Source organism: Janthinobacterium saanense, from assembly GCF_014200675.1.
Taxonomy (GTDB): Bacteria; Pseudomonadota; Gammaproteobacteria; order Burkholderiales; family Burkholderiaceae_D; genus Janthinobacterium.
The window spans coordinates 466,750-487,325 of record NZ_JACHCI010000001.1 but is presented as its reverse complement, the minus strand read 5'-3'; the positions used below and the strand labels follow the sequence as shown (position 1 = coordinate 487,325).

18 protein-coding genes are annotated in these 20,576 nt (G+C 62.2%); 1 reads left to right on the top strand and 17 read right to left on the bottom strand.

Going from position 1 to position 20,576, the window contains the following annotated elements:
- Nucleotides 1–4 precede the first annotated feature (4 nt).
- From HDE72_RS02275 to HDE72_RS02250, 6 genes are all read right to left on the bottom strand, one after another.
- Entirely contained in the window at nt 5–1,066 is a 1,062-nt protein-coding gene (locus tag HDE72_RS02275; protein WP_183737091.1) for a DUF4424 family protein, read from the bottom strand.
- Complete coding sequence (locus HDE72_RS02270; RefSeq protein WP_183737090.1) at nt 1,003–3,834, bottom strand: ATP-binding protein; 2,832 nt, start codon at nt 3,832–3,834, stop codon at nt 1,003–1,005. The genes HDE72_RS02275 and HDE72_RS02270 overlap by 64 nt, the downstream gene beginning before the upstream one ends.
- Nucleotides 3,835–3,842: 8 nt before the next feature.
- Nucleotides 3,843–4,574, bottom strand: coding sequence for a hypothetical protein (locus HDE72_RS02265; protein ID WP_183737089.1), 732 nt, complete (start codon nt 4,572–4,574; stop codon nt 3,843–3,845).
- A complete protein-coding gene (locus HDE72_RS02260; RefSeq protein WP_409254943.1) occupies nt 4,567–5,937 on the bottom strand; it encodes a hypothetical protein in 1,371 nt (456 codons plus the stop codon). The genes HDE72_RS02265 and HDE72_RS02260 overlap by 8 nt, the downstream gene beginning before the upstream one ends.
- A gap of 269 nt (nt 5,938–6,206) precedes the next feature.
- Nucleotides 6,207–6,977 (bottom strand): DUF3108 domain-containing protein, encoded by a 771-nt coding sequence (locus HDE72_RS02255; RefSeq protein ID WP_183737087.1) that lies wholly within the window; start codon nt 6,975–6,977, stop codon nt 6,207–6,209.
- The gene (locus tag HDE72_RS02250) at nt 6,978–8,102 is read right to left on the bottom strand and encodes a DUF3108 domain-containing protein (protein ID WP_183737086.1); all 1,125 of its coding nucleotides are present in this window, start codon (nt 8,100–8,102) and stop codon (nt 6,978–6,980) included. It abuts the gene before it with no gap.
- A gap of 163 nt (nt 8,103–8,265) precedes the next feature.
- Between HDE72_RS02250 and HDE72_RS02245 the strand changes: the two genes are divergently transcribed.
- A complete protein-coding gene (locus tag HDE72_RS02245) occupies nt 8,266–9,000 on the top strand; it encodes a PhaM family polyhydroxyalkanoate granule multifunctional regulatory protein (RefSeq protein ID WP_183737085.1) in 735 nt (244 codons plus the stop codon).
- A 23-nt stretch (nt 9,001–9,023) separates the two neighbouring features.
- Here HDE72_RS02245 and HDE72_RS02240 read toward each other — a convergent pair whose 3' ends face one another.
- From HDE72_RS02240 to pdxR, 11 genes are all read right to left on the bottom strand, one after another.
- Nucleotides 9,024–9,314, bottom strand: a complete 291-nt coding sequence (locus HDE72_RS02240; RefSeq protein WP_311735174.1) for a hypothetical protein — start codon at nt 9,312–9,314, stop codon at nt 9,024–9,026.
- The gene (locus HDE72_RS02235; protein WP_260176364.1) at nt 9,304–11,034 is read right to left on the bottom strand and encodes a tetratricopeptide repeat-containing response regulator; all 1,731 of its coding nucleotides are present in this window, start codon (nt 11,032–11,034) and stop codon (nt 9,304–9,306) included. The genes HDE72_RS02240 and HDE72_RS02235 overlap by 11 nt, the downstream gene beginning before the upstream one ends.
- A gap of 13 nt (nt 11,035–11,047) precedes the next feature.
- Nucleotides 11,048–11,782 carry a sensor histidine kinase gene (locus tag HDE72_RS02230; protein ID WP_311735175.1) on the bottom strand — a complete coding sequence of 245 codons (735 nt, stop codon included), beginning with the start codon at nt 11,780–11,782 and terminating at the stop codon, nt 11,048–11,050.
- Nucleotides 11,783–11,970: 188 nt separating this feature from the next.
- Nucleotides 11,971–13,767, bottom strand: coding sequence for a family 2A encapsulin nanocompartment cargo protein cysteine desulfurase (locus tag HDE72_RS02225; RefSeq protein WP_183737084.1), 1,797 nt, complete (start codon nt 13,765–13,767; stop codon nt 11,971–11,973).
- Nucleotides 13,742–14,671, bottom strand: a complete 930-nt coding sequence (locus HDE72_RS02220; RefSeq protein WP_183737083.1) for a family 2A encapsulin nanocompartment shell protein — start codon at nt 14,669–14,671, stop codon at nt 13,742–13,744. The genes HDE72_RS02225 and HDE72_RS02220 overlap by 26 nt, the downstream gene beginning before the upstream one ends.
- 104 nt (nt 14,672–14,775) lie before the next feature.
- Nucleotides 14,776–15,000 (bottom strand): helix-turn-helix domain-containing protein, encoded by a 225-nt coding sequence (locus tag HDE72_RS02215; protein WP_260176363.1) that lies wholly within the window; start codon nt 14,998–15,000, stop codon nt 14,776–14,778.
- A gap of 7 nt (nt 15,001–15,007) precedes the next feature.
- Complete coding sequence (epsC, locus tag HDE72_RS02210) at nt 15,008–16,003, bottom strand: serine O-acetyltransferase EpsC (RefSeq protein ID WP_183737081.1); 996 nt, start codon at nt 16,001–16,003, stop codon at nt 15,008–15,010.
- Nucleotides 16,004–16,038: 35 nt separating this feature from the next.
- The gene (locus HDE72_RS02205; protein WP_260176362.1) at nt 16,039–16,521 is read right to left on the bottom strand and encodes a rhodanese-like domain-containing protein; all 483 of its coding nucleotides are present in this window, start codon (nt 16,519–16,521) and stop codon (nt 16,039–16,041) included.
- A gap of 239 nt (nt 16,522–16,760) precedes the next feature.
- Nucleotides 16,761–18,395 (bottom strand): FAD-dependent 5-carboxymethylaminomethyl-2-thiouridine(34) oxidoreductase MnmC1, encoded by a 1,635-nt coding sequence (gene mnmC1 / locus HDE72_RS02200; RefSeq protein WP_183737079.1) that lies wholly within the window; start codon nt 18,393–18,395, stop codon nt 16,761–16,763.
- Nucleotides 18,395–18,958: a DNA-3-methyladenine glycosylase I gene (locus tag HDE72_RS02195; protein ID WP_183737078.1), complete on the bottom strand. Its 564-nt coding sequence runs from the start codon at nt 18,956–18,958 to the stop codon at nt 18,395–18,397. Before HDE72_RS02195 ends, mnmC1 begins: the two co-directional genes overlap by 1 nt.
- Nucleotides 18,959–18,993: 35 nt before the next feature.
- Nucleotides 18,994–20,436 (bottom strand): MocR-like pyridoxine biosynthesis transcription factor PdxR, encoded by a 1,443-nt coding sequence (pdxR, locus tag HDE72_RS02190; RefSeq protein WP_260176360.1) that lies wholly within the window; start codon nt 20,434–20,436, stop codon nt 18,994–18,996.
- Between the last annotated feature and the right edge of the window lie 140 nt (nt 20,437–20,576).

The window sequence follows — 20,576 nt, the reverse complement described above, 5'->3', positions numbered from 1 at the left end:
TTAATCACGGCCGTATCGCCGGCGCCACGCCCTCGTGCATGCCGGAACCCTCGACATTGCCGAAGTAGACGTCCAGGTCTTGCTGGGGCCGGAAATTGCGCAGCCTGACTTGCAAGGTGGTGGGATTGACCTTGGTAAATGTGCCGGGAAAGCACAGGCTGATCAGCTCGTCCGGCTTGCCCTTGATCAAGTTCAAGCTAAAGTCTTCGATGCCATTCTTCCAGGTGTTACCGGTCGTCAAAATATACGAAACGGCCACGGCATTGACCACGCCGTTCTCACCGGCCCTGGCGGCCAGGCGCTGCCAGGTTTTCTGGAAGCCCTGATCGGTGCAGTATTTCCTTTCAAACTCTTTGTCATCGCCCAGGTAGGTCGCGGCGCTACCGGCGGCGACAAAAGGCGCATATTGATGGCGCACGCGCACGACTTTACCAGCCGGGAATGTCTGCTGCCACAGATAGCTGACTTTCACCGTCCAGGCCGGTACCCATTCCTCGTCGTAGAGCTGGGCCAGCAAGCCTTCCTTGAGCAGGATGGCGCGCTGGGCCTCGCTCAAGGATGCCACTTGCTGGTCGAACGGCGTGTGCGATGGGAAATACGCGATTTGCTGGTCCGTCAAACCCAGCTGGCGCAGGCGGGCCGTCACGTCCTTGCCGGCCAGCATGGCTACAAAATTGGTGTCATAAGGCTTGCGCTTGCCGTCCACCTCGATAGTGAACTGCTGCGGCTGGCCATAATACGTGGGCGAGCCGTGGTAGCCGGCCGCGTATTCGGGCAAGGGGAAGAAGATGGTTTCTTCCACATCGCTTTGCGATTCATTCAGGAACTCGTATTCGACCTTGATCAAGCCGGCGCTCACGCTGAGCACTTCCTTTTTCATGGCCACGGCGTCGGTCTTGCCAAACACGATGCCGCCCGCACTTTGCGCCGCGATACCGTCGTTGGCCATGGCGGGAACCGCACTGGCGATTGCCAGTGCGGCGGCCAGGGTGCGCACACCTATCAAGCCGCCTTGCCGGGCGCCGGCTCCTGGCGGCGCTGCAATACAAAAATCGGTTGCGCCCATTGCGTATCCTTTTTCTTCTTGCTGGTGATCAAGGTCAGCTCCGACGGGTCATACACGTCCGTGTTATGCGTCAGCGGCGTCGTCATCAGATACTGCGCTTCCGTATTTTTCAGGAATTCGCCGACCAGTTGAATATTGCGGATGTCGAGGTGGGCAAACGGTTCGTCGATAAACACGAAGCCGCCGGAACCGTCTTCCGACTTCAGCAAACCGATCAGCAGCACCAGGGACTTCATGACTTGCTGGCCGCCCGACGCTTCACCGTCGTTCATGCCGATCACGCCCTTGCCATCGAACTTGAAGCGCACATGCAAGCCTGCCTGCGACAGCTGCACATCGTCGTTTTCCAGGCGCACGGGGTCGGCATGCACTTCGATGCCGGCCAGTTCGCCCAGCTCCTTGATGTTCTTGCTATAGGTCTTGATGGTGTAGCGCAAGCGCTCCATATAGGCGCCACGGGCATTGCCGGTCGCTTCGATGGCGCGGTTGTTCTGGTAGCGGCGCTCGTCGGTTTCCGACTGGCGGCCATGCAATTGATCGGACAGGCGATGATGCTGGTCGATCACGGTGGCGTCGAGTTCCCAGTCGTCGCGCGCCAGGCTGCTTTGCAGGCTGGCCACGCGCAGGTCGACCTGGTGCGAGTTCTGATGTTCGGCCACCAGCGCGGTGCGGCGCGACGGCCGGCGCCAGCTTTTCGGCAGATGGCGCCAGGCGCGGCGCAGGGCCAGCAAGGCGCGTGCGTGTTCGGCGCGCTGTTCGATCTGTTTCTTGTAACCCAGGCGCGATCCGGCTTCCGCTTCCGACAGGGCCAGGCGCGCGTTTTGCCAGACGGTATCGGCGCGCGTGCGCACCACGGTGGCGTTCTTGGTGAGATTTTGCAGCTCGCCCAGGCGGCTGCCCACTTCCAGGCGCTCTTCCTTCAATGGTTTCGAGTTGCGCAGCGCTTCGCCAAACTCTTCCTGGCGCGCGCTGAGTTCCTTGGCCGCGTCGACACCGGCGATGCGTGCCTTCAAGGCGCCCACTTCGGCCGCCAGTTTTGAGATCGCCAGGGTCAAAGTGTCTTCCTGCGCTTCCAGGCCAGGCAGTGAACGCAGCAGCGCTTCCAGGCGGCCCGTGCGGCCAGCCTGGCCAAACCGGTAACGCGAGGCTTCCACGAACAGCGAGCGGCCACCGCGGCGTTCGCGGTGATAGGCCTCGGGCGTGATCCATTCCTCATGATTGCCCAGCTTGAAACCGGCTTCCACCGAATCGACGCGGGCGATGCGCGACAACTGCTCGATCAGCCAGCCAGGCACGGGCGCAGAAAATTTGACCACCGCCAGCAGGCTGTCGTCTTTTGCCGACGGCGCCGTGACCAGTTCGGGCACGATGAAGTGGCGATAGCGTTCCTTCTCGGCCAGGCGATAGGCCGCCGCCGCATCCTTGGATTTATCGAGCAAGACCACCGAGGCGTAACCGCCCAATATGCCTTCGACGGCGCCCTGCCAGCGGCTGTCCGTCACTTCGACGATATCGGACAGCATGGCGTGGGCGATGCCCGCGTCGCGCAGCGCACGGCGCATGCCGCGCACATTGTCCGGTTCCGGCATGGCGGTCTTGCCCTGCAGCCCGGCGATGGTCGCCTGCTCGCCGGCGATACGCGCCGACAAGGCATCGCGCTGCTGGCGTTGGCGCAGCAAATCCGCTTCCTTCTGTTCCAGCTGGGCCGCCACTGCGGCAATGTCGCTGCCGGAGTCCGCCGCCAGCTTTTGCAAGCGTTCTTTTTGTTCCAGCAGGCTGTCGAGCGGTTTCAGTTTCGCATTGATCAGGGACAAGCGGCTCTGCAAGCCTATCGATTCCTGCTCCAGCAGGGTCTCGTTCATCTGCGCATCCGACAGCGCCTTCGCCTGCGCCGCCAGCGCATTGCGCTTGTCCGTCAGTTGCTGGTCGGCCTGGGCCATCGGTTTGCGTGCTTCGCGCAGCTGGCGGCTGGCGGTGGCCGCTTTTTCGCGTGCCTCGTGGTACTGCAAACTGGGCAGCACTTCTTCGAGCAGGTTGCGGCGTTCCTTGTGCAAGCCTTCCCATTGATGGTAATTGGCCACGCGCAGGCGCAGGCCTTCCAGATTGGTTTTCGACGCTTCCAGCTCGGACTCGAAGCGTTTCAGCTCTTCTTCCGTATCGCGCTGGTGGCGCTTGGCTTCATCGTAGGCGTCCAGCACTTCCTTGTCGCCGAAGACCTGGAACACCAGGTCGAGCAGCTGGCGCGGCGCGTATTCGCACAGTTTGTCCGTCTCGCCCTGCTCCAGCGCCAGCACTTTCGACATGGCGGGCGACAGGCCGGCATTGGCCAGGCGCTTGCGGTAGTTTTCCACGCCCAGCCAGTCGTTGGCGTCGGTGATGTCTTCGATCTGCACATTGCCCGGACGCATCAGATACTGGCGCTTCCAGTCGCCGCCGTTCTTCTGGATCTGGCAAAACAGGGTCACTTCATCGTCGCTGAAGAAACCGGAACTGCGGAACGGGCGGTTCGACAGCTGCTTGCCCACGTTCTTGTTGTCGACCACGGCGCGCAGCCAGGCCGTCTGCTGGCCCGAGTGGCGCGCATAGTGCTTATACGTGCGGCCCATCGAGCAATCGAGGCCGAACAGGGTGCGCAGCGCGTCGAGCAAGGTGGTCTTGCCCGAGCCGTTCTGGCCCGCGATGGTGATGATCTTGGCGTCGAGCGGAATATTCTTGATGCGCTGCCAGTAATCCCAGTGCACCAGTTCAAGTGATTTGATATGAAACATGGGCGCTTTCAGTGAGGAAGTTCGGGCGACGCTGCATCATCGGCATCGCCGGCGTCTGGCAAGTCGCCGATGTCGGCCGACAGATCAGCATCAAGGTCGACGGCTACCAGGCGCGCCGGGGCACGCTTGAACACATCGGCCAGGGCGCCATTGATGATGCGCTCTTTCAGGACGTCGGTATCCATCATCAGGTCGAGCAAGGGGCCTTCGAGTATGAAATCGCCGCGCCGTTCGATGAAACCCAGCTTGGCCAGCGTGCCCAGATTCATGTCCATGCGCGTCTTCTTGCCCAGCTTGTCGCCGAAGTCCGACAGCAGCGCCTTGTAGGAAATGCCGATCGAGGTATCTTCTGCGCGCGGCAGCGGCTTTTCGGTGCCGAACATATCGTTCTGGTCATCGTCCGCATGCTGGTGCGTTTCCTGGCGTTCGCGCTTGGGCAGGATGATCTGCGCCCACAGCACCACCAGCAAGGCCACGCCATCGCGGGCCAGGCCAAAATTATTGTTTTGCCACACATCGCGCGCGCCGAAAATCTTCGGTTCGATGGTGCGCGTCAGGGCCAGAGTCACATGGTCGGCATACACGTTGTCGAGCAGTTTCAGGCCGCAGGCGAGCAGGCGAGCATCGACTTCGGCGCGGAACAACTCGTCGGACAGCACGCGCTTGACCAGCTTTTCGTCGCGGCGCAGGGTTTGATGCGTGAGCAGACGCGCAATCAGGATTTGGGAATCGTCATTCATCGGCTGGGCCGCTATCTAAATCAAGTGAAACATTCAGTGAAAGCGAGGCGATCGACATGGCTGCCACATGCGGGTCGGCCAGGTAGACCATCTCGTCGGTCGGTGTAAAGGTGATCGGCAAACGGGCCAGTTCGGCCGTCGCGCCCTGCAAGCTCGCTTCGGACACATCGCCCAGCAGCGGCAGCATCGAGGCGCGGTAAGACGCCACGGCGAAACTGGCGGGCAGCAGGGAATCTTGCACCGGCACCGACTTCGGCCCTTCTTCACCGATGCTGGGAAAATTACCCAGGCTGGCGAAGTTCGACAGGCGTTCGAGCAAATCGTCGAGTTCAAGCTGCATGGCCGGGCCATCGCTGATGGTGGTCGGGGCATCTTCGCCGCTGGGCAAGCCGGTATTGGCCACGCCGGCCGAGCGCTCGGACAGCAGTTCCGTTTCAGCCACGTCGATCATTTCGGCCGGCGTCGAGAACAGCGGCACCACCGGTTGATCGATGGCGCCCTCGGCCAGGCTGGCCAGGTCTTCGTGCAGCAGCAGCCAGCGCTTGATGTCGGTAGTCGACAGGCCCGACTGGCCCAGGTGCACGCGCTGGCGTTCGATCTGGTTCAGGGCGCGCGAGAACATGCCCTGCATGTTCAGGAGCTTGCTTTGTGCGCGGCCGATCGCTTGCGCCGCCTTGTGGGTGGCGCCATCCGCGTTTTCATCCGAGGTAATCGCCAGCAAGATCTCGGACCCTTTCTCGACCCAGTCGCAAGCCATATTCCACTTTGCCTGCGCCGTGCGCAAGCGGAATTCGGAACCGGAAGCGATGGCGTCGGAAAACTCTTCCGTCAAGTCCACCAGGCGTCCCAGCAAGTGCTGCAATTGCTCTACCGACACGCCACCCACGGCTTGCGCACCGGCCACCTGCGACAGCAAAAAGCCCATTTCGGCTTCATCTTCGGTCTGGCCCAGGCCCAGCAGGCTATCGATGGCGGACAACACATTGCGCGCCATCGGCGTCACGCGGTACACGCCCTGCTGCGCATCCCAGGCCAGCAAGTGGTTGCTGCGCAAGCGCAGCAAGACTGTTTCCAGGCTTTCCGGCAACAGATACGCCAGTTTCGTATTGATATCGGCACGCGTGTAAGCGGAAGTCGCCACGTCGGCCGCCAGCTCGCGCAACACCAGCAAGCGCACCAGCACGCCGTCGAAACCGCCATGAAACAGGGCCGTAAACACTTGCAGCAACGGCTGCGCCCGTTTCAGATGGAATACTTGCTCGATTTCATCGGCTGAAATATTCGGCTGGAAATGCGCCTGCAAAGAATCGTGATGCTCTTGCTCTGTCTGGTTTGCATCCGCAGCCACGGCTGCACTTGACATTATATCAATCATTCTATTCCGGATGAGTGTTCAGCGGGCGGCGCAGCGGGCGAATGCGGCGCTGCGGGGCGGGGGCGTCAGTATATCAGTTCTGACATGCAAATCGACGCATGGGAGGGGGTAGCTACCGCTGGCAACAGACAGAATGTTGCATCAACAAAAACCCCAACGGCAAAAGGCTGGGGTCAGACCCTGAGGGTCTGACCCCGGTTTCTGCTATTGGGTTTAGAAAATCCTTACAAATCAACCGCTAAAATAATAGCAAGCACTTACTTTTTAACGATCTTCTGCAAGGTCTGCTCGACGTAATCGCCATCGACGTCGGCAAACGTCACTTTCACGGGATACCATTCCAGCGACGGCGCCAGCCACAGGTCGACCTGCTGGCCCTGCTTGTTCGGCGGTGGCGCTTTGACCAGGTGCACGGCGGACACTTCGCCCTGGCCGGTCGTCACTTTTTCTTCCTTGACCACCTTGAAGGTCCATGGCTCGGCATCGCGGCGGCCGGCCACGAAGAACGTCCATTCCGAACCGGGCACGAATTTTTCGGGCGCCGCGCGGGCTACGCTGACCAACTGCCAGACTGTGCTGTTGCGGTCTTGCTCGCCACCCTGGAGCGGATAGCTGTCGTCGCCTTCGCTAAAGACGATGGTCTTGCTGTCGCGCTTGAAGGTGGTGGTCGCTGCATCCTGGCGGAAACGCTTTTCCACGAATTGCGACGGCGCCAGACCATAATCGTCCACCGCGCCATCGCTGCGCTGTTCCAGGATCTTGCCGAACAGGGGCACCTTGGTTTCCGCCAGCAGCGAATACTTGCCATCGCCGGCACGCCAGTTGCTGATCGATTCACCGGCCAGGGCTATGCCGCGCTGCTTGGCCTTGATGGTATAGCTCAGGTCGGCCGATGGCGCCAGCTTGAAGGCGCGCTTGATCACGGGATGGTCGACCGGTGCGTCCGCCATGGCGGGCGCCATGGTCGCGGCCAGCAAGCCTGCTGCCAGCATCTGTTTAAAAGGAGAAAAAGGATTAAAGAGTTTCATTTATTTTCCTGTTACGTCATCACTGACGGTAATTTTGGAGACGGTTTGCGTCGTGAGCGCCCCGCTCGCTTCAGTATTGCGTATTTGTACCGGATACCATTGCAAGGACGGCGCCAGCCAGATATCGAGCTGCGACGAATACGAGCCCGGTTTCGGTGGCCGGCTCAAATGCCAGGTCACCAGGCGGCCCATCCTGGTATCGATTTCTTCCTGTCCCACCAGCTTGAAGCGGAACACGGTCGCCTCCGTCTCTTCGCCGACCTGGATATCGATATTGCCCGCCAGCTGGTTCACGTCGCCGCGGCCGATGGCAGCCAGCTGGAACGGTATGCTGGCCTTGTCCTGCGCCCCTGGCAACCAGGGCACGGAAGCCGTGCTGGCAGAAAAGGTGATGGTTTTCTGCTCCGCATTGAAATGCGTGGCCGTCTGCGAGCGGCCCTTGCGTTTTTCCGTCGCCGTGACGGGCACGATGCCCTTGTCATCTATGATACCTGTACTGGTCAATACCAGCAGATTGATGCGTGTGATCAACATACTCAAGCCGACTTCCAGCTTCAACTGGTAGTTGTCGCCCTTATTTTGCCACGACATGGCCGCCACGCCTTTCCATTTGGTGCCATCGGCGTCGCGGCGGTCCACCTGCATGTCAAATTCAGCCGAGGCGGGCACATTGATCTTGTAATGCGGTGGCGCGGCGACGGGCGGCGCAGGCTCAGGTGCCGGTGCCGCCGCCGGTTCAGGCGCAGCTGCCGCTGGTGGCGGCGGCGCCGCAATGACCGGTGCAGCCGGCGGCGCCACAGGGCCTTCCGGAACATCGCTGGGGGGCGCCGTCAATTGAGCCGCCACGCTCGATGGCAATGGCGTTTCCAGCGGCGGCGGTGGCGGCGGCCGCGGCTTGGGCTGCGGCCTGAGCTTCGGTGGCGGCGGTGGTGGCGTCACCGGCAAGGGCTTGGGAGGCTCGGCGATCAATTCCATGTCCACCACGCGCATGGACTCTTGCGCCGGATGCGCCGTCCCGGTGTGCGAACTGAGCCAATCGAGCGCCAGCACATGCAGCAGCACGATCACCACGATAAAGACGACGGTGCGGCGGCGCGGCGGCGAAAAGAAGGAAGCGGGCGTCATGGCTGCTAGTGTAACGCCTCTTGCACTATTTCTGCCGTGGAAGAGCACGCTAGGGATCAGCTTTTATGTAAGAAAATGTAGATGAAAAATGTCAGCCAGATTACGTCAGTTGCAAGCTGATATCTGCTACGCTAAGGGCATCGACCTACCAGGAGACTACCGCATGGACTATCCGAAAATGCCCCAGATGCCCGGCGCAGCAGCTGTGACCGATACGCTCGACTTCGTCAAGAACCTGTGGGGCAGCATGAGCGTGCCTGGCATGGGCGTGCCCGGCATCACGGCGCCCACCTTGTCGGTGGAAGAACTGGACAAGAAAATCAATGACTTGAAGGCGGTCGAAGCCTGGCTGAACTTGAATACCAGCATGCTGCGCGGCAGTATCCAGGCGCTGGAAGTGCAGCGCGGCACCATCGCCACCCTGAAATCCATGGGCGCCTCGCTGGCGGCAGCCATGAACCAGCCTGAAGCGAGCGAAAAATCGCTGTTTGAATCGGCGCCCTACGCTTCCGCCTTCTTCCAGCAGCCGGCGCCATCGGCGAGCGCCCCGGCAGCGGCGCCTGAACCAGCACCGGCGCCACCGCCGGCGGCGCCTGCTGAAGCCAGCAACCATGCGGCAGCGCAACTGGCCAATCCGAATGCTTGGTGGAATTTATTACAGGATCAATTCAAACAGGCGGTGTCGACGGCCATGTCGCCGGAAGCGCCAGGCGGCGCGGCGGGTTCCGCAGATGCCGCTAAAACAAAACCACCGGCAAGCAAACGGGCCCAGCCTGCAGCATCAGGTACGGGCGCGAACGTCGGTAGAAGCACAGGAAAAAGCACCGTCAAGGCCAAGGTGCCAGCCCGCAAGGCGCCCGCAAAACGCGCGGCGCCCAAGGCGGCAGGTAAAGCGTAAGCTGCCCTGGAGCAGCGGCATGATCAGGCGATGCGGTGAATGCGGATCGCTTCGATCAGGTTGTCTGGCTGGCGTTTGACGTCACCGATGGTGATCAGGCCCTCGTCCGCCAATGCCTTGGCATGCTCGTACGAGTTCTGGAATGTTTCCAGCGTATCGCCCTTGGCGGCTACCGGGCGTACCCAGGCAATGCTGCCGACTTTCATTTTTTTGTAGACTTCATTGACCACATCACGCATATTTTCATCCTTATTGTTATAAAGCAACTCCAGCGCGGGCAAGCCGACGCTGGCCGCTAGTTTATCATCCGACACGGCCACGCACGGGTTTTACGGGTTTTTCCGCCACAGCCACGGCTTTTTCAAGCACCACGGCCTGCCCTTCGGGCACGGGCGGCGGTGTCAGTTGCAATAATTGCTCCATCAATTGCGCGAAACGCTGCTGTCCCGGTGCAATTTTGTCTACATATAGCAACACTTCCATCGCTTCCTCAGAAAGCGCCTGCTGGTAGCCGCGCTGCTGCAAAAAGGACACGATGATTTGCGCGGAGTTGAACAGGATGCGCAAATTGTTCGGCAGTTTTTCGCGCGCCGCGCGCATCCATTCGACCGCCTCGTTGAGTTTGTCGGTCTTCCACAGCAGCACGCCCTTGTTCATCAGGTCCGACGCTTCCTTGCGCGCGGCGTTGATCAGGCTCGCGCCTTCATCGCCCATCTTCGCCTTGTCGAATATCTTTTGCACTTCGTCCTGCACCACCTGGTTGTCGTGGTTATTCTTGACCACGTAGCACAGCAGGCCGGCCGGCGCATCCTTCACGCCGACGGCGAACAGCAAGGTAGCCATCTCCATGCAGATGCTTTTATCCGGCCGCACGGGATCCTCGGCCAGCATCGCTTCGAGTTCATCGCCGCAGGCGCGCGCACGCCGGTAATCACCGGTTTCGTGATACACCATGCCTTCCGTGATCTTGGAGCGCAAGCCGATCTGCTCGGGCGGGAATTCGCGCTGCGCCAGCAACAGCCATTGCAGCGCTTCCTTGGCGACGTTTTTCAGGCCGCAGACGCGCGCCAGGCCCAGATAGGCGTCGGGCGTCTTCATGACGGAAAATTCACCGATGGAGACGCATTTGCGGAAAGCCTTTTCCGCCATCGGGACATTGCCTATCTTGAGCGCCGCCTGGCCCAGGCTACGCTGGCGCGGCACGGAATTGGGCGACAGCCGGGCCGCTTTTTCCAGCACGCCGCAGGCTTCCTCGTGCTGGCCCATCAACTGGTAGGCCACCGCCATCTGGTCGTAGGCGTCGATGTAATACTTGTTTTCAACGATCACGCCCTGGAAGATCTGCCGCGCCGCCTCGTGTTCGCCGTTATTCATGCGGATCTTGCCCAGGCCCGCCTTGGCCCAGCTGTAATCGCGTTCGGCCAGCACTTTTTCATACACGGCGCGGGCCTTTTCCGGTTCGCCGCTTTTCAGCAGCAAGCTGGCTTTCATGCGCAGCAATTCCAGTTCGTGCAGCTTGTTCATCCCGATCTGCGCGTCGCACAGCTTGGCGGCCCGCAGATAATCCTTTTCCAGGCAAGCCTGGTCGATTTCGCGGAACACCTGCTTCTTGTGCCACACGCGGTTCAAACGCGTCAGCAGCACGCCTTCCGTGATCGGCTTGATCAGGTAGGCGTCGGGCTGGTGCTCGGCCGCGCCCATCACCGACTCCACGCTTTTTTCAGCCGACACCATCAGCCACACGCTGGATGGCGCCGTCAGGTTGCGCACGCGCGTCTCTTCCAGCACTTGCTGGCCGTTCTTGCCTTCGCCCAGGTTGTAATCGCACAGCACCACGTCGTAGCGCGTCTTGGCCAGCAGCTTCATGGCTTCGCCGCCGCTGGCCGCCTGGTCGATATGGCGCGCGCCCAGGTTGCGCAGCGATTCGCGCAGCAGGATGCGGATGCCGATAAAATCATCGACCAGCAGATAATGCTTGTCGGCCCAGTCGGTGGAAGCAGCCTCGATGGCGCTGCCCTTGTTTTCCGTCGTCATGGTGATATCTCGCTCAGGGCAAACGCAGGATGAAACAGCCGCCGCCCAGGGCGCCGCCATTGGCCAGCGCAATGCTGCCGCTGTGGCCGCGGAATTTATGCATCTTGGCTACCTCGCTGGAAAAATACAGTCCCAGGCCGGTGCTGTTGGTGGAAAAATCCACGCCCGCCTGCATGCCATTCATGGCGGCGCTGCCCGCCTCGATCAGCGCCTGAGTATAACCTTCGCCATTGTCTTCCACGCGCAATTCGAGCACCGCCCCGACTTCGCGCGCGGACAAACGTATCGTGTCTTTGGTATAGCGGATGGCGTTGTTGATGGCATGCGCCAGCACGCCGATCACCAGGTCTTCATCGAGCGTCCAGATCAGCTCAAGAGGGAAATCGGTTTCCAGGCGTATGCCCTTGGAGGCAAGCAGGATTTTTTCCTGGTCCACCACCTGCGCGAGCACCTGCGCCACCAGTTGCGGCTGCACGTCAAAGGGGTAGCCGGGCTTGCCGACTTCCTTGTACAGCGCCAGCAGCTGTATCAGATTATCGTTGAGGCGCTTGGTCTGGTACAGCATTTGCGCCATCTGCAGGTAGGCGGGCGCATTCTGCGCCGCGTCTGCATCTGCGTCCACCTTGGCCTGTTCGGCCGCCAGCAGGGATTCCAGCGTGCCACTCAAGACGCTGATCGAATTTTTCATGTCGTGCACGGTCGACGCCAGGAACAGGAAAAGCTCGGGCGAGCTGTGTTGATCTTCCACCGGATATCTCCTTGGGCGCCAGCGGCACCGCGCCGCGGCTCAAATGTTGCCACAAGCAAATTATACCGCCCGTGAGAGCGCATCAGCCAGCATAGCGCAGAAGCAGCCGAGATAGCACAAACACCATAAAAAAATGCCGCCCCGCGTACAACACGGGGCGGCATCGCGCTATTGACACGCTGGCGGTATCAGCGCCGTGCGCCAGCCAGGCGCCGCACCACCGTAATCAAGCGGTCGATTTCCTCGTAGGTGTTATAGAAGGCGAACGAGGGCCGCACGGTCGCTTCCACGCCGAAGCGGCGCAAAATCGGCTGGGCACAATGGTGGCCCGAACGCACGGCGATGCCTTCTTCATTGAGCGCATGGCCCACTTCCGATGGCTCGTAACCGGCCAGCACGAAGGACGCCACGCTGGCCTTGTCCAGCGCCGTGCCGATCAGGCGCACGCCCGGTATCGACTGCAGATGATGCGTGGCGTATTCGAGCAAGGCGTGCTCGTAGGCGGCGATGTTTTCCAGGCCGATGCGCTGCACATAATCGATGGCCGCACCCAGGCCCACGGCGTCGGCGATATTGCCGGTGCCCGCCTCGAAACGGTTCGGTACGCCCTGGTACACCGTGCGCTCGAACGTGACGTCGGCAATCATATTGCCGCCGCCCTGCCATGGCGGCAATTGCTCGAGCAGGTCGGCCTTGCCATACACCGCGCCTATGCCGGTCGGGCCAAATACCTTGTGGCCCGAGAACACATAAAAGTCGGCATCGAGCGCCTGCACGTTGACCCGCAGATGCGACACCGCCTGCGCGCCATCGACCACCACGCGCACGCCCGCGGCATGCGCCAGCGCGATGATTTGCGCTATCGGCGCGACCGTGCCGAGTGCATTCGACACCTGCGTCACCGATACCAGTTTGGTGCGGCCATTGAGCAGCTTGCGGAATTCATCGAGGATGATCTGGCCGCTGTCATCGACGGGGATCACGCGCAAGGTAGCGCCCTTTTCCGCCGCCAGCTGCTGCCACGGCACGATATTGGCGTGATGCTCCAGCTGCGAGACGATGATCTCGTCGCCAGAACCGATGAACTTGCGCCCAAAGGTATTGGCGATCAGGTTGATGCCTTCGGTGGCGCCGCGCACGAAGATGATTTCATTGGGCGAGCCGGCACCCAGGAAATTGGCCACCTTGGCGCGCGCCGCTTCATACGCATCGCTGGCGCGGGCCGCCAGTTCATGCGCGGCGCGGTGGATATTCGAATTCTCGTGCGCGTAAAAATACGCGATGCGGTCAATCACCGACTGCGGCTTGTGGGTGGTGGCGGCATTGTCGAACCAGGCCAGCTGCTTGCCCTTGACCCGTTCGGACAGCACGGGAAAATCGCGGCGCACGGCATGCACATCGAAGGCCGCCGGTGTCTGGTGGTGGGCCTTGCCTTCCTGCCTTGCGGGCAGCACGGTCTGGAAATAAAACTCGGGCTGGCTACCGGCTGGCGTCACCGGCAACTGGTGCACGGGAGCGCGCTCAGGCACGGCAAAGCGGCCGCGCAAATCATGGTCGCCTGCGTTCCCCTGCCCCTGCCTTGCCAGGCCATCGAGATTCGTGTTCGCTGCAGGATAACCATGCGCACCGCCCACAAAATAATACGGCGACGGCGCACTGATCGCAGAGGCACGCGGTGTCGGCACGGAAGCCGGCGCCGGCGCCACCGGCACTTCCAGCGGCGGCGTCACGGGCGGCACTTGCGCCGTCGCCACGCCGGGCGCGATGGCGGCAAACGACGGGCCAGGCTGCGGTGGCGGACGGTTGGCATAACGGGGCGCCGCATCGAGCACGCTGCCCGAACCGCCCAGGCTGGGCGACTTGTCCAAACCGGGCAGGCGCGCGAAAAACTCGCCCGCCAGGCGGTTCAGGGTCGCTTCGTCGGGCAGCAGGGATGACGGCGCCAGCGCCGCCACGCCATCACTTGTAGGTGTCTGGGTAGTCATGGTATTTACCGATCTCCACGTCTTCCAGTACGGCCACCGCATCGTCGGTCAGCACGGCCAGCGAGCAATACAGCGAAATCAGGTAGGACGAAATCGCATGGCGGTTGATGCCCATGAAACGCACCGACAAGCCGGGGCTTTGCTCGCCCGCCAGGCCAGGCTGGAACAGGCCGATCACGCCCTGGCGCTGTTCGCCCACGCGCAGCAGGAGGATCTTGGTCTTGCCGTCTTCGATAGGCAGTTTATCGGACGGCACCAGCGGCACGCCGCGCCAGGTCAGAAACTGCGAACCGAACAGGCTGACGGTCGGCGGCGGCACGCCACGGCGCGTGCATTCGCGGCCAAAGGCGGCAATCGCCAGCGGATGGGCCAGGAAGAAGCCCGGCTCTTTCCACACCTTGGTCAGCAATTCGTCGAGGTCGTCCGGCGTCGGCGCGCCCGTCAGGGTGAAGATGCGCTGGTCGTCATGCACGCTGGCCAGCAGGCCGTAATCGGGATTGTTAATCAGTTCGCTTTCCTGGCGTTCCTTGATCGTCTCGATGGTCAGGCGCAATTGCTCCTTGATCTGGTCGTGCGGGCTGCTGTACAGGTCCGACACGCGCGTGTGCACGTCGAGCACGGTGCTGACGGCGTTGAGAAAATATTCGCGTGGCTGTTCTTCGTAGTCGACGAAGGTTTGCGGCAGTTCCGACTCATCGCGCTGCGAGCAGGCGACGCGCACGTCTTTCGGATTCTTGACACGGTTCAGGCGGTAGATACCCGCTTCCACGGGCAGCCACTGCAGCAGATGCACAAGCCAGCGCGGCGTGATGGTGGATAACTGGGGAACGCTCTTGCTTGCATTGGCCAACTGGCGCGCTGCGTTATCGCCAAGCGCAAATTGACTCTCTGGTGCTTCTGCCATGAATACTCCTAATGAGGAAAATGAATATGCTTATCTGAAAAACAAATAAAGTATCGACTGACTTCTCAATCTCCTCAACATGCTATCGCCATCAAGCGCCTGTTTTAATCCACCAGCGCCGGTTCACAGCGCGCCATCAGGCCGGCCAGGCCGATGCCCAGGGCGCCAGCCAGTTTTTCCACCGTCAGCAGCGATGGCGTGGCGGCGCCCCGTTCGATTTCGCCGATAAAGGAGCGGTTCAAGTCGGCCGCTTCCGCCAGCCGCTCCTGCGACCAGCCATGTCCTTCGCGTAACTGGCGCACGGCCAGTCCAAACTGTTTGATCAGCATCGTGTCCTCAGGTTTGATGGGAATAGGAAGCAAGCACGGCATCGCTTTCGCGCGGTACTTCCTGGTGGTTCTGCGCCTGCGTCACATGACTGTGCGGCGCCACGTTACGCGTCAGCCAGACATTGCCGCCGATGACGGACCCCTGGCCGATGGTCACCCGGCCCAGGATGGTGGCGCCCGCATAGATCACGACATCGTCCTGCACGATAGGATGGCGCGCCAGGCCCTTTTTCAGCACGCCGTCGCTGCCCGCAGGGAAGCGCTTGGCGCCCAATGTGACGGCCTGGTAGATGCGTACACGCTCACCGATGATGGCCGTCTCGCCGATCACCACGCCGGTGCCATGGTCGATGAAAAAACTGGAACCGATGACGGCGCCCGGATGGATATCGATGCCCGTCTGCGAATGCGCCACTTCGGCGATGATGCGCGCCACCAGCGGCGCACCGAGCACGTGCAGGCTGTGCGCCAGGCGGTAATGGATGATGGCCAGGATGCCCGGATAGCACAGCAGCACTTCGTCGACGCTGTGCGCGGCCGGGTCGCCATGGAAGGCGGCCTGCACGTCGGTGTCGAGCTGGGCGCGGATGCGCGGCAAGGCGCGCGCGAAGCGCTGCACGATGGCCAGCGCCTGCTGTTCGATGGGCACTGTCTGCTGCAAGCCGTGCTGGCGCGCGTGGTAACTGAGTTCACGCCGCACCTGTTCATGCAGATTGGTCAGCGTCGTGTCGAGCGTGTGGCCGACAAAAAAATCTTCGCTTTCCTGCTGCAGGTCGAGCGGTCCCAAGCGCATCGGGAACAGCGCCGCACACAGGGCCGCGACGATATCGCGCAAATGCTGGCGCGAAGGGAATTCGCGCGCGCCACATTCCTGGCTGCTAGCCAAACCTTCGCGCCAGCGCTCGCGCACCGTGCGTAATTCATCGACAATCTGGCGCAATTCCCACTGCGGCTGCGCAGGGAGAGGGGCGGTGGCGCCCGTAGGCAAGGCACGCTGGTTCATGATGGTCCTGGGTGGGTGAAAAATGGGAAGCGCGCTCAGTCCTGTTGCCAGGGGAGGGAATGCCAGCGCCAGCCGCCGCTGTGGCCGCGCTGCTGCTGGTCGTCGAGGTCGCCCTCGAAGCCTTGTGCGATATTGAAGACGTTTGTAAAACCTGCCTTGGCCGCCGCTTCGGCGGCGAGCGCCGAACGCTTGCCGCTGCGGCATAACAACAGCACCACGGCTGCCTTGTCGCGCACCCTGGCTTCCAGTTCACGCGTAAAACGGGGATTGCGGTTCATCGACGTGCCAGTGGCCCACGCCACGTGCAGTGATTCGGGCACATGGCCGACAAAGATGCGCTCTTCATTGGTGCGCACATCGACCAGCAGCGCCTTGTGGGCCTGCACCAGCTGCCACGCGTCTTGCGCGCTGACGATGCCGGCATAGGGCAGGTTTTGCGCTTGCGCCTGCGCGCGCGCGGCATTGAGCACCGCCTCAAACGCCCCGTCGCCATGGCTGGCGCGGGGATCAAAATCCAATTCTGTTGCTGCCACTGTTACGGCCATGATTCCACCTCTTTACGTCATCAAAAAACCAGCACGAGTCCACTGTAGCGAACTTGTCTTGTTCAGAAAACAAATAAAAAAGAGAATGGAAAGATGAAAAACGTATATGACCGTTTTGAAACTTGGAGCGCCTGAAAATGTCCAGGGCTAGGCGGAATGTCGAAGGCAGTACGCATGTACGACGAGGCAAGACAACAACGCCATGGGCTTTTTCAGGCGCTCCGGCGGCGTTCGCGCAGCAGGAATCTGCCTGGGTCGAGTGCTTCAGCGAGTTGTGCCTCGAGCGGCAGCGGTTCACCTTCCAGCTGGCAGGCCAGCAATTCGGCTGCCAGCGGCGCCCAGATCAGGCCGCGCGAAGCATAGCCCAGCAAACCAAACAGGCCAGGCCAGCGCGGCACGTCGCGCAGGCGTTCGCAGCGGCCCGGCACGGAAGGGTCAGGCAAGGCGCCCGCCAGCGGCAAGCGGTCTGGCGCCACGCAGCGAAAACCGGTGCGCCCGGCCAGCGGAGCCTCGAAGGGAGCCACCTGCAGGATATCGGCGATCTTGCCGATGTTTTCCTGCTGGCTGGCCACACGCAAGGCAGCGTCACCGTCCGCATCGTAGGTAGCGCCCACGCAGACGATGCCCTGCTGCACCGGCGTCATATAGGCTTCGCGGCACAGCACAAACGGCAGCTCGGGCAAGCTGCCTTGCGCCAGATGCGTGACCTGACCGCGCACGGCGTCCAAAGGCAGGCTGGCCGCCTGTGCCAGCTTTACGGCGCCATTGCCGCCCGCGATAATCACGATGGGCGCCTGGGCGATCAGCGCGCCGTCGCCATCGCGCACCAGCCATTCATCGTGTTCGCGCTGCAGGCTGACGGCGCTGCGTGAAAAACGCCGCGTGAGCAAACTGCCGCAGGCGTCCAGCATGGCTGCGCACACGCTGGACGGACGCGCCCAGCCGCCTTGGGCAAACCACCAGGCGCCGTGCGGCGCCGGGGCGCCCAGCATGAGCGATGCTTCCTCTGCCTCCAGCCAGCGGGCAAATTCAGGCGGCGGCAAGGCGGTCGCGGCGATCTGCCGCTGCACCTGCGCGTGTACCGCGTCGCGCGCCAGTTGCAGCACGCCGCACTGTGCACCTTCAAATCCTGCTCCCACGCCGCCCAGGGTTTGCCAGTGGCGCAGCGCATACAGATAGGCGGCACGCACCAGGCGCGTGGCGACGTTATCGTCTTTCGACAATTGCGGCATGAAGATACCGGCCAGGTTGCCCGAGGCTTCGCTGGCCGGCTGCGCGTGGCGCTCAAGCAGCGTCACCTGCCAGCCGCGCGCCGCCAGCCGTTCGCAGGCGGCGGCGCCAGCCAGCCCCGCGCCGATCACAATGGCGCGCCGCTCCGGTTTGATAACTGGCGCCTGCCCTGCTGCGCGCCGTTGAAACACGGCGCGCAGGCGGCTGTCGTCAAACACAAAACCGGCCTTCTGCAATGCTGCGCGTTGTCCATCGTCAAACTGCGCAGCCTGCAGACTGGCGCCATCGTTCATCAGCCGCGCCAGCACCGTCAGCGACGACGGCACGGTCGCCAGCCAGACTTCATCGACGCGCGCAGACAGCTGCGCCAGGCAGGCATCCACGTCGCCGATCAGCAGATCCAGCGTGACCAGGCCATCGCGCGACAGCATGCGGTGCAGGCCTGGCACAAACGGCGGCCACTGCTTGCGCCACGGTTCCGGCAACTGGCCGGCATCGATGCGGCGCGGCGCGAGCGCAATAAAATGCAGCCGCTGCCCGCCATGGCGCAGGCAGGCAGCGTTAAAGCGCGTCCCATCGAAATCCGTGTCGAGCGCGACGATGGTGTTGATCGACATCAGGCAGCCGTGCGGCAGAAGCAGGCAGGCGCGTGGTCATTGATCATGCCGATGCCCTGCATATAGGCGTAGATGATGGTGGAACCGACGAACTTGAAACCGCGTTTGGCCAAGTCTTTCGACAAGCGGTCAGACAGGGGCGTCTTGGCAGGGAACTCACCGGGCTGCCAGGTATTGACGATGGGCTGGCCATCGACATAGCTCCACAAGAAGCTGTCGAGCGTCAGGCCTTCCGCGCGCAGGCGCAGATAGGCTTGCGCATTCGTGATGGCAGCGGCTACCTTGAGGCGGTTGCGCACGATGCCCGGGTCGGCCAGCAATTGCGCCACCTTGTCCGGGCCGTAGGCGGCGATTTTTTCTGCATCCCAGCCATCGAAAGCCGCGCGGTAGGTGTCGCGCTTATTGAGGATGGTTTCCCAGCTCAGGCCCGCCTGCGCGCCTTCCAGGTTCAGCATCTCGAACAGCCGCCGCTCATCGTGGCAGGGCACGCCCCATTCCGTGTCGTGGTATGCCACATAGCGTGGATTGGCCGTATTGGCCCAGGAGCAGCGGATGATGGTCATGTTTTTTCCATAGATGTGCAGAGCGCCAGTATAGATTATCGCCCGCGCAAAATGCGCCCCAGCTCGCGCAAGCCATGCTCGATGTCGGCAGGCGGAATGGCTGCAAATCCCAGCAGCAGCCCGGCCGGCGTGGCGCAGGCGGCACCAGCAGCGGGATCGGCATAATGGCCGAGCGGGCGCAGTTCGATGCCGCGCGCCAGACCCGCGCGCGCAACGACTTCTTCGGCGTGCTGCGCATGGCGAAAATACGTGCACAGTTCCAGCCCGCTGTCGGTCGGGCCGCACGCCAGCTGGTCATCGAGTTCGCGCGCGATGCCGCGCAACAGCAGGTCGCGGCGCTCGGCATTGCTGTCGCGCGTGCGCCGGATATGGCGGCCGAAATGGCCTTCGGCGATGAAGTCCGCCAACGCCATCTGCGGCACGATGGCCGTGTGGCGGTCGGCCACGGACTTGGCTTGCACCAGCGCTTCGGCCAGCGCCGGCGGCGCCACCATGTAACCGAGACGCAGGCCCGGAAACAGCACTTTCGACAAGGTGCCCACATAGACCACGCAGCCAGCCCGGTCCAGGCTTTGCAAGGACGCCAGCGGCGCACCCGTGTAGCGGTATTCGCTGTCGTAATCGTCTTCCACCACCCACGCTTTTTGCTGCGCGGCCCAGGCCAGCAAGGCCAGGCGGCGGGGCAAACTCATGCTCACTCCCAGCGGCAGCTGGTGCGATGGCGTCACATACACCAGCCTGGCCTGCGGACAATGCGCCGCGCCATAGGCCACATCCAGCCCCTGCGCATCGACGGGCACCGGAAACACTTGCGCGCCCGCTGCCCGCAACGGACCGCTGGCGCCGCGATAGCCGGGCGACTCCATCCAGGCGCTGTCGCCAGGCGCCAGTAAGATCGTCGACAATAAAAACAGCGCCTGCTGCGAACCCGAAGTGATGACGATCTGCTGCGGCGTGCACTGGACGCCGCGCGAAGCTTGCAGGTACACGCACAGCAGTTCGCGCAGCGGCAGATAACCGGCCGGATCGCTGTAGCCGAAATGGTGATCGGGATGGCGCCAGCGGCGCGCTTCGAGCCGGTTCCATACGTCGAAGGGAAAATGGTCGATGCGCGGCATGCCGACGCGGAAGGCCCGCAAGGGTCCCCGGTGAAACGCCACCTGGTCCATGGCCGCCACTACGCCCTGCCCCCGTGCGGACAGGGGCCGCAGCAGGCCGGGCGCAGGGGCTACGGATGGCGCGGACGGCCGCACATCGCGGCTGACAAAGGTGCCCCGGCCTACCGCGCCATCGAGATAACCTTCGGCCGTCAGCAGCGCATAGGCATTGAGCACGGTCTGGCGCGATACCGCCAGCAGCTGGCAAAAGTCGCGCGTGGGCGGCAGCTGCATGCCCGGACCGATGCGGCCATCGAGGATGGCTGCCTTGAGGCCAGCATACAGCTGGCGGAACAGCGGTTCGGGTAGCGTCCGGTTCAAGGGCAGCGCGGCGATCATAGTGTGTAAATGGGAAGCTTGTATAGGCATATCGCAGCGCGATCTCAAATTGGTAGCTTCAAGATAGCATTTATTGGTTATTTTAAATAGCCAAGATTGGCGCTAAGATAGCCGTTCCCTTC